Source organism: Nocardia arizonensis (genome assembly GCF_001310275.1).
Classification (GTDB): domain Bacteria; phylum Actinomycetota; class Actinomycetes; order Mycobacteriales; family Mycobacteriaceae; genus Nocardia; species Nocardia arizonensis.
The window spans coordinates 1-482 of record NZ_LGYZ01000125.1 but is presented as its reverse complement, the minus strand read 5'-3'; the positions used below and the strand labels follow the sequence as shown (position 1 = coordinate 482).

General features: G+C 66.2%; 1 protein-coding gene. It reads right to left on the bottom strand.

Annotated elements, in window-relative coordinates; translation table 11 throughout:
* Positions 1-457, bottom strand: a 457-nt coding sequence (locus APZ21_RS28840; protein WP_204249172.1) for an IPT/TIG domain-containing protein, incomplete at its 3' end; no start/stop codon positions are given.
* Positions 458-482: the final 25 nt, after the last annotated feature.

Here is a 482-nt window from a genome sequence, read left to right as displayed (position 1 = left end):
TCTGGGTGTTGGAGTTGACCGTGAACGAGGTCGCCGGTGTGCCACCGAAACTCACCGATGTGGCAGTGGCCAGATTCGTCCCGGTCAGGACGACCGTTGTCCCGCCGGTGACTGGCCCCGAACTCGGAGCGATCGCGGTCAGGGTGGGAACCCCGGCATAGGTGTAGGCGACACCATTACTGGTCCCACCGGATCCTGTGACGGTGACCTGCACGGTCCCCGTTCCGGCCGGAGCGACGGCGGTGATCTGGGTGGGTGAGTTGACTGTGAAGACAGTGGCGGTACTGCCGAACCGCACGGTCAGGGGACCGGTGAACCCGGTGCCGTTGATCGTGACACTGTTACCCCCCGCGGCGGGACCTGCGGTCGGGGACAGGGAAGTGATCGTCGGCACCACCACATAGACGTAGGTGACCGGGTTGCTGGTGCCGCCCGGTCCGGTGACCGTGATCGTCACGATCCCGGTTCCCGGCGGGGACACC